This is a genomic window from Dietzia cinnamea NBRC 102147 (assembly GCF_001571065.1).
In the GTDB taxonomy this organism is placed as follows: domain Bacteria; phylum Actinomycetota; class Actinomycetes; order Mycobacteriales; family Mycobacteriaceae; genus Dietzia; species Dietzia cinnamea.
On sequence record NZ_BCSW01000004.1, the window covers coordinates 1 to 14370 of the forward strand.

The 14370-nt window shown below is 71.5% G+C and carries 11 protein-coding genes and 1 pseudogene; 6 read left to right on the forward strand and 6 right to left on the reverse strand.

The window, feature by feature from the left end:
- Nucleotides 1-71: 71 nt before the first annotated feature.
- Nucleotides 72-596: a molybdenum cofactor biosynthesis protein MoaE gene (locus DCI01S_RS02600; protein WP_232303218.1), complete on the reverse strand. Its 525-nt coding sequence runs from the start codon at nucleotides 594-596 to the stop codon at nucleotides 72-74.
- Nucleotides 596-1645, reverse strand: coding sequence for a bifunctional molybdenum cofactor biosynthesis protein MoaC/MoaB (gene moaCB, locus DCI01S_RS02605; protein ID WP_061227893.1), 1050 nt, complete (start codon nucleotides 1643-1645; stop codon nucleotides 596-598). The genes DCI01S_RS02600 and moaCB overlap by 1 nt, the downstream gene beginning before the upstream one ends.
- A gap of 108 nt (nucleotides 1646-1753) precedes the next feature.
- Between moaCB and DCI01S_RS02610 the strand changes: the two are divergent.
- Both DCI01S_RS02610 and DCI01S_RS02615 read left to right on the forward strand, forming a co-directional pair.
- A pseudogene (locus tag DCI01S_RS02610) lies at nucleotides 1754-2977 on the forward strand (NAD(P)/FAD-dependent oxidoreductase).
- Between the two features lie 70 nt (nucleotides 2978-3047).
- Nucleotides 3048-4136, forward strand: a complete 1089-nt coding sequence (locus tag DCI01S_RS02615) for an NADH:flavin oxidoreductase/NADH oxidase (RefSeq protein WP_061227812.1) — start codon at nucleotides 3048-3050, stop codon at nucleotides 4134-4136.
- 1 nt (nucleotide 4137) lies between these two features.
- Here DCI01S_RS02615 and DCI01S_RS02620 read toward each other — a convergent pair whose 3' ends face one another.
- Complete coding sequence (locus DCI01S_RS02620) at nucleotides 4138-6387, reverse strand: fatty acid desaturase (RefSeq protein ID WP_061227813.1); 2250 nt, start codon at nucleotides 6385-6387, stop codon at nucleotides 4138-4140.
- A 102-nt stretch (nucleotides 6388-6489) separates the two neighbouring features.
- Between DCI01S_RS02620 and DCI01S_RS02625 the strand changes: the two genes are divergently transcribed.
- From DCI01S_RS02625 to DCI01S_RS02635, 3 genes are read left to right on the forward strand one after another with little or no spacing between them, the layout of a single operon-like run.
- Nucleotides 6490-7548 carry a helix-turn-helix transcriptional regulator gene (locus DCI01S_RS02625; RefSeq protein ID WP_061227814.1) on the forward strand — a complete coding sequence of 353 codons (1059 nt, stop codon included), beginning with the start codon at nucleotides 6490-6492 and terminating at the stop codon, nucleotides 7546-7548.
- Nucleotides 7545-8150, forward strand: coding sequence for a class I SAM-dependent methyltransferase (locus tag DCI01S_RS02630; RefSeq protein WP_061227815.1), 606 nt, complete (start codon nucleotides 7545-7547; stop codon nucleotides 8148-8150). Before DCI01S_RS02625 ends, DCI01S_RS02630 begins: the two co-directional genes overlap by 4 nt.
- 12 nt (nucleotides 8151-8162) lie before the next feature.
- Nucleotides 8163-8834 carry a TenA family protein gene (locus tag DCI01S_RS02635; RefSeq protein WP_061227816.1) on the forward strand — a complete coding sequence of 224 codons (672 nt, stop codon included), beginning with the start codon at nucleotides 8163-8165 and terminating at the stop codon, nucleotides 8832-8834.
- Nucleotides 8835-8937: 103 nt separating this feature from the next.
- Here the strand turns inward: DCI01S_RS02635 and poxB are convergent, their stop codons facing one another.
- The 3 genes from poxB to DCI01S_RS02650 form a co-directional block, all read right to left on the reverse strand.
- Complete coding sequence (gene poxB / locus DCI01S_RS02640) at nucleotides 8938-10659, reverse strand: ubiquinone-dependent pyruvate dehydrogenase (protein ID WP_061227817.1); 1722 nt, start codon at nucleotides 10657-10659, stop codon at nucleotides 8938-8940.
- A gap of 165 nt (nucleotides 10660-10824) precedes the next feature.
- A complete protein-coding gene (locus DCI01S_RS02645) occupies nucleotides 10825-11436 on the reverse strand; it encodes a hypothetical protein (RefSeq protein ID WP_156482528.1) in 612 nt (203 codons plus the stop codon).
- 116 nt (nucleotides 11437-11552) lie between these two features.
- A complete protein-coding gene (locus DCI01S_RS02650; protein ID WP_082767609.1) occupies nucleotides 11553-12818 on the reverse strand; it encodes a molybdopterin molybdotransferase MoeA in 1266 nt (421 codons plus the stop codon).
- Nucleotides 12819-12957: 139 nt separating this feature from the next.
- On the opposite strand from DCI01S_RS02650, the gene DCI01S_RS02655 reads away from it, so the two are divergent.
- Nucleotides 12958-14331, forward strand: a complete 1374-nt coding sequence (locus DCI01S_RS02655) for a uracil-xanthine permease family protein (protein ID WP_061227895.1) — start codon at nucleotides 12958-12960, stop codon at nucleotides 14329-14331.
- Nucleotides 14332-14370: the final 39 nt, after the last annotated feature.

Here is a 14370-nt window from a genome sequence, read left to right on the forward strand (position 1 = left end):
AGCCCCCACACCCGCCCCGCCTGACGCCCAGCCCCGCCTGAAACCCTGCGGCGGCGCGCCGCCGGGGCTACTCAGCAGTCGCCGACGCCCACCCACTCCGACAAGCCGTCGGAGAAGCGCTGGCGTTTCCAGATCGGCACCTCGTGCTTGAGGCGCTCGATGAGGTCCGAACACGCCGTGAACGCCTCCGCCCGATGCGGCGCCACCGCCACCGCGACCACCGCGACCTCACCCACCGTCAACACGCCCACCCGGTGCACCGCGCCCACGCGCGTCACGCGCTGCGGATCGACGGGCCGACCGTCGGCGTCGGCGGGGCCGCTGTGCTCGCGGGCCACCTCCGCGCAGAGCCGGGCCAGCACATCCTGCGCGACAGGGTGAGCGGAGTACTCGATGTGCTCGACATCGGCGCGACCGGCGTCGTGATCCCGCACGATCCCGGAGAACGTCACCATCGCGCCATCCGCCGAGCTCCACACGGCCTGCTCGACCTCGCGGGGCTCGATCCGCTCGTCGGTGATCCGGGCCAGCGGCGCGGGGTGCGGCTCGGAGTTCGGCCCGGAGGGCTGTCCCGAGGCCGGGGTCGGGGCCGACATCAGTGACCACCACCGTGGGCGTGAACGTCCAGCAGGTGCTCGAGCAACTCGTCCAGCACCGCCAGCCCGTCGCTGACCCCGCCCGACGACCCGGGCAGGTTCGCCACCAACGTGCGCCCGGCGAACCCGGCGAGACCACGACTCATCGCGGCGGTGGGCGTCGCCGCCAGCCCGCGGGCCCGCATCGCCTCCGCGACCCCCGGCAGCTCGAGTGTCAGGTGCGGCGCCGTCGCCTCGGGCGTGCGGTCGTCGGGCGCGACCCCCGTGCCGCCGGTGGTGAGCAGGACCGCCGGCGAGCGGCGCACGTGCTCGGTGACCGCGGTGGCCACATCCGCATCGGCCACGACGTGCACCTCCACCGGCGAGAAGCCGCGCTCACGCAGCCAGGCCTCGATGGCGGGCCCGGTGGTATCGGTGCGGTCGCCGCGGGCGGCGGCCGTGGAGGAGACGACGACGACGCCGGTCCGGCCGACCTCGAGAGCAGCGGGCCCGGAGTTCGAGCGGCCGCCCTCGTCGTCGTCGTCGATCCCACCACTCGGTTCGGTGCCGTGGTCTTCCCGCCTCCAGTCACCGCGTTTGCCGCCCGACTTGGCGGCGAGGCGGACACCGTCCATGGTGGCGAGCGGGTCGACCGCCTTGACCATGTCGTGCAGCGTGAGCCCCGCGATCGACACGGCGGTGAGCGCCTCCATCTCCACGCCCGTCCGACCGGTCGTCTTGGCGGTGGCGCGGACGAGGATCTCGCCGGACTCGTCGTCGAGGTCGAAGTGCACCTTCACCGAGTCCAGCGGGATCTGGTGGCACAGCGGGATGAGCTCCGACGTCTTCTTGGCGGCCCCGATGCCGGCCAGGCGCGCGGTGGCCAGGACATCCGCCTTGCCGAGCGCGTCGCCCGCGACCATCGTCACCACGTCCGGGCGCGTGCGGAAGACCCCCTCGGCGGTGGCGGTGCGCGTCGTCACGGCCTTGTCGCCGACGTCGACCATCCGCACGCGGCCCTCCGAGTCGAGGTGAGTGAGGCCGGAGAGGGAGCGATGCGAGTCTGCCATGACCTCCACGCTAGTCCGCGGCGCCGGGTGCGGCCGATCGGATCGGGGGAGCACCTCCGGCGGGCATGCTGGAGGTATCGCAGTGTGTCCGGTGGAGGAGGCGGGGAGATGGAGACGGCGATCGTCATCGGAGCGGGGATGGTGGGGCTGTCGACGGCCTGGCATCTGCAGGAACACGGTGTCGAGGTCACGGTGGTCGATCGAGAGGGGGTGGCCGCGGGTTCCTCGTGGGGGAACGCCGGCTACCTCTCCCCGGCCCTGACCCTGCCGCTGGCGGATCCGAGTGTGTGGACGTACGGGCTGAAGGCGTTGCTCGACCCGGATGCCGCGCTGCACGTGCCACTCCGGGTCGACCCCGGACTGTGGGGGTTCCTGGCGCGTTTCCTCGCACACGGGACGATGCGGGCCTGGCATCGGACCATGGCCGGCCTGGCCCCGATCAACGCCCTCGCTCTGGAGGCGTTCGACCAGCTGACGGACGGTGGGGTCGCGGCCCGGACGTGAGAGGGCCCCTTCGTGGTCGGGTTCACCGACCACGCGTCGGCCACGTCATTCCTCGACGAACTCGAGTGGGTTCGCGGCCACGGGATGGAGGTGGAGGTGGAGCGGCTCGACGCCGCCCGAGCGCTCGCGCCGATCCTCTCGGAGGAGGTCACGGCGGCCTACCGGATGAACGGCCAGCGCTTCATCGAACCGGGACCCTTCGTGAACGCGCTCGGCGACGCGGTCCGCGCGCGCGGCGCCCGGCTGCTCACCGGGGACGCCGTCACCGAGGTGAGGCCCGGACGCGCCCCCGGGGTCGTCCTCGCGACGGGGGAGCAGCTCAGCGCTGACTCGGTCGTCATCGCCACCGGCGCCTGGATGCCACAGCTCGCCCGCCCGCTCGGGGTGAGGACGCGAGTCCAGGCGGGCCGGGGTTACTCGTTCTCGGTGGGCGTCGAGGAGCCGATACCGCACCCCGTCTACCTGCCGGCGCAGCGCATCGCGTGCACCCCGTATCAGGGGCGGCTCCGGATCGCCGGAACGATGGAGTTCCTCGGACCCGACGAGCCGCCCCGGGACAGGCGAATCCGGGCGATGCTCACTCAGGTCGACGGGGTGTTCCGGGGCGTGGACCTCGACGACAGGCGGGACGAGTGGGTCGGCTCCCGGCCCGTGACGCCTGACGGACTGCCGCTGGTGGGCGCCACCGCGGGTCGCGGGGTGTACGTCGCCGGCGGCCACGGGATGTGGGGGATCGTGCTCGGTCCCGCCACCGGGAGACTGCTCGCGAAGCAGATCGTCACCGGGCAGGTCGACCCGGTGCTCGGGCCGTTCGACCCGCTGCGATGAGCGCCCGGCCCGGTCACCGCGGACCGGGGCCCGGCGGCGCGGTGGTACGGGTGGGGGTTTAATCGCGGGAATGGCGTTGCTCTTCGAACCGATCCGCATCCGAGACCTCGAGATCCGTAACCGGGCGTGGCTGTCACCGATGTGCCAGTACTCGTGCGAGGACCGCGACGGCGTGCCGACGCCGTGGCACCTGGTCCACCTCGGCGCGCGGGCGCAGGGCGGGTTCGGCCTGATCCTCGCCGAGGCCTCAGCCGTCGTGCCGGAGGGGCGCATCAGCCCCGAGGACGCCGGACTGTGGAACGACCGGCAGCGGGACGCGTGGGCGCCCATCGTGGAGTTCGTCCACTCCCAGGGCGCGGCGATGGGAATCCAACTGGCGCACGCCGGGCGCAAGGCGTCGACCTACAAGGCGTTCCCCGGGCAACCCTCCGGGTCGATGCCTGTGTCCGAGGGTGGCTGGCCCACCGTGGCGCCGTCGGCGATCCCGTTCGGCGACATGGCCACCCCCGAGGCGCTGGACGTCGCCGGGATCCGTGAGGTGGTCACCGCGTTCGCCGAGGCCGCCCGGCGCGCCGACGAGGCCGGGTTCGACGTGGTGGAGATCCACGCCGCCCACGGGTACCTCCTCCACGAGTTCCTCTCGCCGCTGTCCAACGAGCGGACCGACGCCTACGGCGGCTCACGGGACAACCGGGCCCGATTGCTTCTCGAGGTCTGTGACGCAGTCCGGCAGGTGTGGCCGGGCGGCAAGCCCCTGTTCGTCCGCATCTCGGCGACGGACTGGGTCGAGGGCGGCTGGACTCCGGGGGACTCGCGCTGGCTGGCGGGCCGACTGGCCGACCACGGCGTGGACCTGGTCGATGTCTCCTCCGCCGCCAACACCCCCGACCGGCCGCCCGTGCCGCTCCAGCAGGGCTACCAGGTGCCGCTGACCGAGGAGGTCCGCGCGTCGGGTGCGGTGCTGGCCGGGGCGGTGGGGCTGATCAGCGACCCGGAGTACGCCGAGAGCCTGCTGGTCGACGGCCGCGCCGACGTGGTGTTCCTGGGCCGCGTCGCCCTGCGCGAGCCGGCCTGGCCGCAGCGGGCCGCCGCCGAGCTGGGCCTGGACTGGCGCGACGCCCCGTACCCGCCGCAGTACACGCGGGGGAAGTGGGACTGAGCTACAGATCCAGCTCGATGTCCGAGGAGGCCAGCGAGTTGCAGACCGTGATCCGCTCCTGCTGCACACCGGGCTGCTCGGCGCTGGTGGTGCCGACGAGCTTAGTGGTGACGCACGCCTTGCACAGGCCCCGCTCGCAGCCGGTGGGCACCGGGATCCCGGCGCGCCCGGCCGCCTCCAGCAGTGTGGTGCCGCCGTCGATCTCCACAGACGTCCCGGTGCGGGCGAAACTGACGGTGTAACGGCTGCCGTCGTCGGCGGGCCGATCCAGCTCGGGCGCGGTGAACGACTCGGCGTGGAAGCGCTCGGCGGGCTGTCCCAGCCCCCGCAGCCACCCGCGGGCCAGGTCGATCACCGCCGCCGGGGCGCAGACGTAGGTCTCGCGCTCGGCCAGATCCGGCACCAGCTCGGTCAGCAGCTCCGGGCCGAGGCGTCCGGTGCGAAGGTCGTCGCGGGTGGCCGGGGCGTCGGTGAACAGGTGCAGCGTGATCCCGGCGTCGCGGGCCAGCTCACGAAGCTCCGGCTCGAAGATGATCGAGCGTTCGTCGCGGTTGAAGTACAGGACCGTCGCGTCGACGTGGGGGCCGGCGTCGCGGGCGAGGCGGCGCAGCAGCGCGATGATCGGGGTGATGCCCACGCCGCCCGCGATGTGCAGGGTGGGGGCCGGGTGAGTGGTTTCAGGCTCTGCCGGCAGCGCGAAGTCACCGGTCGACTGCGGCACACCTACCAGGGTCACGTAGGCCCCCGGCTTCAGGGTGTCGTTCAGCCGGTTGGAGACGCGGCCGTCAGCCACGCGCTTGACGCAGAACTCCAGGTCGGACGGCCCGGCCTGCCCGACCGAGTCGTGGACCAGGCTGTACTGGCGGACCAGCTCGTCGTCGTCGACCATCTGGCGCACCGACACGTACGCGCCGGCGTCCCACCGCACGTCCTCCCACCCGCGCGGGCGGGCCAGGCGCACTGACAGGGCTTGCCCGTCCGCGACAGGCGTGACCGCCACGACCCGCGCCGGCACGTTGTGGAACTGCGGCTTGTCGAGGTAGGGCGACTCGGGCAGTTGCCGGTAGCGCAGCCCGGCCGCGACGCGGCGAACGAGCGAAGCCGGGTCGCGCAGCAGGTCGCGGGGCCGAGAGAACTCGCGCTCGCCGAACGGCACCGACAGTCCGGTGAGCGTCTTGGCGATGAGCGGCACGGTCTCCAGAAGCGGCGTCTCGTGGTACGGCAGCCCGTGGCGCGCGGCGATCTCGCGGACCTCCGGCGCGATCTTGCGCTGCATCGACGGCGGCAGATCGGGGAACAGGTGGTGCTCGACGTGCGTGTCCAGCCCGCCGTAGAAGATGCGCAGATCGGGCCGGTTCTCGAACGGCACCTCCTCCTCGAGCAGCCGCGCGAGGGCGTCGTCCATCTGCGCGCTGGGCAGGAAGTTGCGGGTCGCGCGGATCTGACGCTCGTAGTACTGGTCGGCGGTCTCGTCGGGGCCGGGGTCGGTGAACAGCTCGAGCTCGCCGGCGTGGTGCTCGATGAACACCAGGAACAGCACCGACATGTAGCCGGTCACCCCGCCGAGGTAGTTCGCGGCGAGGGTCTGCAGCGGCTTCCATCCCGAACGGAACGGCTCGTCGACGAACCGACGCCGGGCGTCGCGGCCGGCGATCCGGGCGGGGGACCGCAGCATGTATGAGCTGAAGAGCCAGTGTCCCTCGACCTTGCGCGCGATGTTCGCCAGGAAGAACGGCGCCGCGATCGGGGCCATCGCGGCCAGGGTCGAGATCATCGCGACCTGGCCGAGGTGGTGGCCGTACCAGTCCTGGCCGGCGCTGCCGCGGAACAGGCTGTACCCCAGGTCGTGGTCCTTGCCGACGATGTTGGTGTTGGGGTGGTGGCCCACGTGGTGCATGGTCTTCCACTGGTCGGTGTCGACGTTGAAGTCCCAGTGGTAGCGGTCGGAGTGGTACTCGCCGCAGTCCGGCAGGTGGTCGTAGCTGCCGTGGATGATGTTGTGGCCGAGTTCGGAGAACTGCATGAGGCGGTACGCCATCTCCAGTGCGGTGGCGCGGCGGATAGCGCGGGGGCCACCCTCGCGCAGCAGTTCGCGGCGGCGGGCGTCGATCGCTTCACCGTAGGCGGTGACGTTGCGGATGTGCGCCAGGTCCTCGGCGCCGACCGCGGTCTTGGCGCGGATGTAGAGGGCGCCGAGCTCGGCCGCGAGCCCGGTGTCGGTGGCGGTGTCAGGGGAGCCGGCGAGGGTCATGACTGTGACCGTAGCCACGCATCCGCGCCGGCGGAATGGCGCTTTCGGTCGGGAAGTTGGCACTTTCGGACAATCGGGTGGGTGGGTTGGTAGTTTCGGGCGATGACTGTGAGGCCGTCGTTGTCGTCGTCGCGGTCGTCGCCGGGATCGCCCGTGTGGGCCGTGCCGCGCGGCACGGAGGGCGTGCGGATCATGGTGGAAGGCGCCGTGGCGCAGGGGATGACGACGACGAGGTGCCTCGCCGGCACCGGAATTCACCCGCCCGATCTCGCGGATGAGAACGCGCAGATCTGGGCACATCAAGAGTTCGCGGTGATCCGCAATCTGTTGGCCGAGCTCGGGGACCTGCCCGGGCTGGGAGCCGGCATCGGGGCGTATTCGACCATCGGTCGGACCGGCGTGATCGGATTCATGATGCTTGCCGGGCCCACCGTGCGCGCGGCGCTCGAGCGGGCGATCCCGTACCTCGCGCTGTCGCCGACGCACCTGCGGTTCGCGCTGGAGGAGGGCGACGGGGTCGTGTACGCGGTCGCCGCCGACGACGCGATCCCGCCCGATGTGCGCGCCTTCGTGGTGGAACGGGACCTGGCCGGGCTGGCGGTGGCGTTTCGTGGCGCGCAGATCGACCTGCAGCTGGTCGGGATCGAGACCACGCTCGGGCCCGCGAGCGCCGCGCTGCTGGCGGAGGCGTGGCGGCTCGAGCCGGCGGCCGTGGTTTCCCGGTGCGCGACCAACCGGCTGGTCATCCCGCGCGCACGCCTGGACGAGCGGCTGCCGCAGGCGGATGAGAACACCGCGCGGCTGTTCGAGCAGCAGTGCCGGGAGGTGCTGGATGCCCGGCTGGCCCGCGTCGGTGTGGCCGGGCAGGTGCGTAGCCGGCTGCGGCACGAGCGGGGTGACTGGCCGTCCATGGCTGACCTGGCCGCTGACCTGCACGTCGACGAGCGCACGCTCCGGCGGAGGCTGGCCGCGGAGGGGACGTCGTTCCGGCGGCTGGTCGACGAGGTGCGGCACGGCAGGGCGCTGGAACTGCTCGCCCAGGGCGCGGCGGTGTCCGAGGTGGCGCGCGAGCTCGGATACTCGGAGACCGCGACGTTCACCAGGTCGTTCACCCGCTGGGAGGGCGTGTCGCCGAGCCGGCTCCGGGAGCGGGGCCTGTGACGAGGGAGGTGCGCGAGGCCTACGCGCGGCGGGCGGGGGAGTACATCGAACACATCGGGGCTATCTCGACCGTCCACCCGGCCGACCGCGAGTTGGTGACCCGCTGGGCGTGTCAGGTGGGCGGCCCGGTCCTCGACGCCGGGTGCGGGCCCGGGCACTGGACAGCGCACCTGGCTGAAGCGGGAGTGGACGTCCGCGGCGTCGACGGCGTCAGCGAGTTCGTGGATCATGCCCGCGCCGCCCACCTCGGGTGTTGTTTTGAGCAGGCCGACCTGGAGGCGCTGCCGCTCGGGGATGCGAGCATGTCCGGAGTCCTCGCCTGGTACTCACTCATCCACCACGAACCGGAGGGGATCGGTGTACCGCTCGCGGAGTTCGCCCGGGTCCTGCGGCCCGGCGGGCACCTGCTGGTGGGGTTCTTCTACGGCGAGCTGGTCGAGCGCTTCGACCACGCGGTGGCCCCTGCATACCGCTGGTCGATCGGAGCGCTGGCCGAGCGGCTGCGGGTGGCACACTTCGAGGTGATCGAGACGTACACCAGGACAGGGCCCGGGCACCGGCCACACGGCGCGATCGTCGCCCGCCTGTCGACCGAGCACTGAAGGAGACCCGAGTTGAGCCTGTTCGAGACCCTGAAGACCCGCTGCCGCGACGAATGGGACGCCTACACCCGGCACGACTTCGTCGAGCAGCTCGGCGCCGGCACCCTGCCGCTGCCGGTCTTCCAGGACTACCTGGTCCAGGACTTCCACTTCCTCGTCCAGTTCACCCGCGCCAACGCCCTGGCGACGTACAAGAGCCGCACGCTTGCTGACCTCAAGGCCGCGCACGCCGCGACCGGCGCGATCCTCAACGAGACCGAGCTGCACCTGACGCTCACCGAGCGCTGGGGCATCCCGCGCGCCGAACTCGAGGCCGCCGCGGAGAAGCAGGCCACCGTCGCCTACACCCGCTACGTCCTGGACTCGGGGATGGCCGGGGACCTGCTCGACCTGAGCGTTGCGCTGGCCCCGTGCACGATCGGCTACGCCGAGATCGGCGCCAGGCTGCAGCCGCGGCTGGCCGAGCACGGCGGACAGGGTGGCGGGCACCCGTACCGCGAGTGGATCGGCGAGTACTCCGGCGAGGAGTTCACCGCCGCCTCCCGCGCCGCGATCGCCCAGCTCGATGCCCTGGCTGCGGGTGGGCTCTCGGACCGTCGGCTGGACGAGCTCACCGACGTGTTCCGCACGGCCACCCGCCTGGAGATCGACTTCTGGCAGCAGGCTCTCGACAGCGCCGAGTAGGCATCGCCGCCGCGTGGTCGCAGATCACGGTGGTACCTGGACCCGCCCCGGGGATGTGTGAATCGGCGAGACCACGCGGCGGCGAGGGGCCCTGGGCAGGGGCTCAGAACAACTGCCGCAGGTTCGCCTTGGCCAGGTCCACCAGCTCGTCACCGCGGCCGGACAGTACGGTGCGCAGCGAGTAGAGCGTGAATCCCTTGGCCTGGGCGGCGCTGATGGACGGCGGGATCGTGAGCTCCTGGCGTTCCACCTCCACCTCGAGCAGGGCGGGCCCGTCGTGGGCGAGGAACCGCTTGACGGTCCCGGCCAGATCCTTGGACTTGTCCGCCCGGAAGCCCGCGAGCCCGCAGGCCTCCGCGACCTTCGAGAAGTCGGGGTTGGACAGGTCGGTGCCGAAGTTCACGAAGCCGTCGGCCTTCATCTCCACCTCCACGAAGTTGTACGAGGCGTTGTTGAACACCACCACCTTGACCGGCAGGTCGTGCTCGACGAGCGTGAGCAGCTCGCCCATCAGCATGGAGAGCCCACCGTCGCCCGCGAGCGCGATCACCTGTCGGCCGGGTGAGGCGGCCTGGGCGCCGATCGCCTGCGGCAGGGCGTTGGCCATGGACCCGTGGGTGAACGACCCGACGATCCGTCGGCGCCCGTTCATCGTCAGATAGCGGGCCGCCCAGATCACAGGGCTGCCGACGTCCGGCAGGAACACCGCGTCGTCGTCTGCCGCCTCGTCGATCAACCGCGTCAGATACTGCGGGTGGATGGTCCGCTTGGACGGCGTGGCGAGATCGTCCAGCGTGCGCCGCGTCTTGGCGTAGTGCTTCGTGGCACCGTCGAGATGTTTGCGGCCCGTGTGCGTGCGCAGCCTGGGGAGCAGCGCCCGTATCGTCTCCCCGACACCGCCGACCAGCGGTACCTCGACAGGCGTGCGTCGACCGATCCGATCGCCCCGGATGTCGACCTGGATCACCGTGGCGTCCGGGTAGAACTGCTGATACGGCAGGTCGGAGCCCAGAACCAGCAGGGTCTCGGCGGCCATCATGGCGCGGTAGCCCGAGGAGAACCCGAGCAGACCGGTCATTCCCACGTCGTAGGGATTGTCGTGCTCCACCCATTCCTTGCCACGCATCGCGTGGACGATCGGCGCCTTGAGCATCTCCGCGATCTGCAGCAGTTCGTCATGGGCGCCCGCGCAGCCGGCGCCTGCGAGGATCGTCACGTCCTCGCAGCCGTCGAGGGCACGGACGGCGCGAGCGAGATCCTCCTCTGCCGGGACCACCGCACTGACTGTGGGGCGGATGGCGGCCGCCTCGGCGGTGATCTCCTCGAGCGCCACGTCGCCGGGCAGGACGAGTACGGCCACCCCGCGCTTCTCGATGGCCGCACGCATAGCGATCCTCAGCAGCCGCGGCGCCTGCTCGGCTGACGAGACGTGCTCCGCATAGACGCTGCACTCGCGGAACAGCTCCTGTGGATGGGTCTCCTGAAAATATCCCGTCCCGATCTCCTCTGACGGGATGTGCGCGGCCAGCGCGAGGACCGGGACCCCGGAACGCTGGGCGTCGAACAGGCCGTTGATCAGGTGCAGGTTGCCGGGCCCACAGGAACCGGCGCACACCGTGAGGTTCCCCGTCAGCGCGGCCTCTGCGGAGGCGGCGAACGCGGCCGCCTCCTCGTGCCGGGTGATCACCCAGTCCACGCCATCGGTCTGCCGGATCGCGTCCGTGACGCCGTTCAGCGAGTCGCCGGGAAGTCCGTAGACCCGCTGGACCCCCGAGGCGTGGAGCGTGTCGATGATGTGTCGAGCGACCGTGGTACGTGTGGGCATGTATGCCTCCGACTGGTGGTGAACTCGTCGCCGAAGGGCCGGGCCGGCCCTTCGGCCACCCCCGACCCTACGACCCTTCAGTGCGACCGGGTACCGATCGCGCTCCGGGTCAGGAGCCGGAATGTCGCTGGCGGTCACGGGTGAGGCGGGGGTGTCCGGGTGGGGTCAGCCGTGCGCCGGGGCGGGCGGGTCTCCCGGGGTGGGCGCGGTCGCGGTGGTGGCGTTGTCGTCGTCGACCCGGGGAACGTCTTCTCCGTCAATCTCGACGACCTCGCCCCTGCCGTCATCCCACACGGCCTCGCCGCGCGCGATCATGCCGGCCTCGGTGCTGAGGGTGACCTGGGGGAGGAAGAACGCGAAGAGAAGGGCGACGGCGAGGACCGGCACCACGAACCAGAGCGCGGGAGCCAACGCATCCGCATAGGAGTCCACGATCCCCTGGTTCAGCGGCTCGGGGAGGTTCGCCACGAAGGCCGGCGTGACGGCGCCCGGGTTCAACCCCGAGGCGATCGCCTGCTCCGGGTTGGCGGCCACCGTGTCGGTGAGGTTGTCGATCAGCCGACCCGTGAACAGCGAACCGAACCAGGCGGTGCCGATCGCCGCACCGATCTCGCGGAAGTAGTTGTTCGAGCTCGTGGCCACGCCCACCTCGCGCGGGTCGACCGCGTTCTGAACCGCCAGCACGATCACCTGCATGACCAGGCCCAGGCCGGCGCCGAAGAACAGCAGCATGCCCATGATCTGCCAGATCGGGGTCGAGCCTGTCATCTGGGTCATCACCGCGACCGTGGCCGTGGTCAGCGCCATGCCGACGATCGGGTAGATGCAAAAAGGCGTGCTCGGTCACGTGCCTTCTGGTCTCAGATCTGTCGCCTGCCCGCGGGCATCGGCGGCTACAGCGCCACCGCGTCGACCTCGGTCCCGGCGGCCAGCGAGGTCACGTCGGCGGGGATCTCCACCAGCACGTCAGCGCGCGCCATCGAGGCGACCAGGTGTGAGCCGGAACCGGAGACCGGCTCGACGACGGGGATGCCAGCACCGGAGTCAGGGCCGAGCGCCGCCCGCAGGAACTGGACCTTCCCTGCGGGGGAGGTGACGTCGCGCGAGAGCCGGGCCCGCACCGGTTGGACAGGCGACCGCCCCACCGCCTCGAGGATGACCGGTCGCAGCAGCACCACGAACGACACCAGCGCGCTCACAGGATTACCCGGCAGGCACACGACGGGCGTGTCCCGCCATGTCGAGATCCCCTGCGGTCCCCCGGGTTGCATGGCGATCGGCGCGAAACGCGAACCGTCGCGTCCGTCGAGCACCTGCCGCACCACCTCGGCATCACCCATCGACACCGCACCCACGGTCACCACCAGGTCCGCGCCGGAGACCGCGGAATCGAGGGCGGCGGAGAACTCGTCGCGGTCGTCGCTGCTGGTCAGCGTGGCCGTCACATCGCAGCCGCAGGCCTTGAGCGCGGCCGTCAGGGTCAACGAGTTGGACTCCCAGATCTGCCCCGGCCCCAGCGGCCGCCCGGGCGCGACCAGCTCGGAACCCGTGGCCACCACCCCGACCCGGGGCCGCGGCCGCACGTCCAGCGCCGACTCCCCGAGGGAGGCCGCCGCCGCCAGGTGACGCGCCCGGAGCTGCACGCCCGCCGGGATCACCACGTCGCCGGCGCGGACGTCGTCGCCCGGGCGTCGGATGAACTCGCCCGGCGACCGCGGCGCCACCACCAGCACCGCAGTGGGGTCGGTGTCGCTCACCCTCGTGTCCTCGACCGGCACCACACAATCCGCACCCTCGGGCACGGGCGCACCGGTCATCACTTTGCAGGCCTCGTCGTCGTCGACCCCCGGCCCCGGACCGTCACCGGCGTGCACGGACCCCACCACCCGCAGCCGCGCCGGCGAGTCGGGCCCCGCCCCCGCGACGTCCGCCGACCGCACCGCGTACCCGTCCATCTGCGAGTTCACGAACAGCGGCAGGTCCACCGACGCCCGCAGCTCCCGCGCCAGCACCGACTCCGCACACGCCGACAGCGGCAGGTGGGTACTCCGGGCTGCCCGCTCCAACATCGGCGTCAGGTGCGTGCGCAGGAGCTCGCGGTACTCGGCGGGGGACGGGTGGCCCGACGGGCGGGGCGAGCGGACGGGCGGGGAACTCATGTCCCCACGGTAACCGCGTTGTACTGTGCCTACGGCCCGCACGGGTGAGGCCGGACGCAGCGAGAGTGGGGAAGAAGTGGGTCTCTGGTCGGTACACGGCGACGGCAGGAACATCAGTCCCGGCGAGGTGGTCGCCCCCATGGAGCGGCTGAGCTGGCCGCGGACCATCGGGATCGGCGCCCAGCACGTGGTGTCGATGTTCGGCGCGACGTTCGTCTTCCCCATCATCATGGGGCTCAACCCGCAGCTGGCGATCCTCTTCTCCGGCGTGTGCACCCTGTTGTTCCTCGCCGTGGTCAAGGGACAGGTGCCCAGCTATCTCGGCACCTCGGTGGCGTTCGTCGGCGCGGTGGCCGCGATCCGGGCGCAGGGCGGCACGAGCGCCGAGGTAACCGGTGCGATGCTCGTGGCCGGCGCGGCGCTGCTGGTGGTGGGCCTGGTGGTGCACTTCGTGGGCGGCCGGGTGGTGACGGCCGTGCTGCCGCCGGTCGTCACCGGCGCCGTGGTGATGCTGCTCGGCTTCAACCTCGCTCCCGTCGTGGCGGAGACGTACTGGCCGCAGGACCAGTGGGTCGCATTGGCGGTGATGATCGTGCTGATCGGGATGACCGTCGGGCTCAAGGGCTTCGCGGGGCGCATCGCGATCTTCCTCGCGCTGATCTTCGGCTACGTCCTGTCCTGGGTGCTGGACGTGCTCACCGGGCCCATCACCTCGTTCAGTGCCACCGCCGGTGAGGTGACCGAACACCTCCGCGTGGACTGGTCGGGCGTGTGGGACGCGCCGTGGATCGGGCTGCCGCCGATGACCGACGAGGCCGCCGGCGTGGTGGGTATCCACGCCCCCGACTTCTCGCTGGCGTTCGTACTGCTGGTGGTGCCCGGCGTGATCGCGCTGATCGCCGAGAACGCGGGGCACGTCAAGGCGATCGGCGAGATCACGCGCACCGAGACCGACGGTCTGATGGGCCGTGCCCTCGCCGCGGACGGTGCGGGGACCGTGCTGGCCACCTCGTTCGGCGGGTCGGCGACGACGACGTACGCCGAGAACATCGGCGTGATGGCAGCGACCAAGGTGTACTCGACGGCCGCCTACGTGGTGGCCGCGCTGACCGCGATCGTGCTGGGGTGTTCCCCCAAGCTGGGTGCGGTGATCTCCGCGACCCCGGGCGGTGTGCTGGGCGGGATCACGGTGGTGCTCTACGGGATGATCGGCCTGCTCGGCGCGAAGATCTGGAAGGAGAACCGGGTCGACTTCGGCAATCCGTTGAACCTCGTGCCGGTCGCGGCGGGTGTGGTGATCGCGATCGGCGGCACGACCCTGCAGATCACCGACGACTTCCAGCTCGGCGGCATCGCCCTGGGTACGCTGGTGGTCGTCCTGGGGTACCACCTGGGACGGGCGATCGCCCCGCAGCTGCGCGGCCAGGCCGAGCGCGACGAGGTGCACGAACTCACGCTGCTGGGGCCCACCCCGGACGTCACCGCGCTGGAACGGCGGTCGGAGGACGAGTGAGCGGCGAGCGGCGTGGGCCCCTACACTCGGGACCACAGA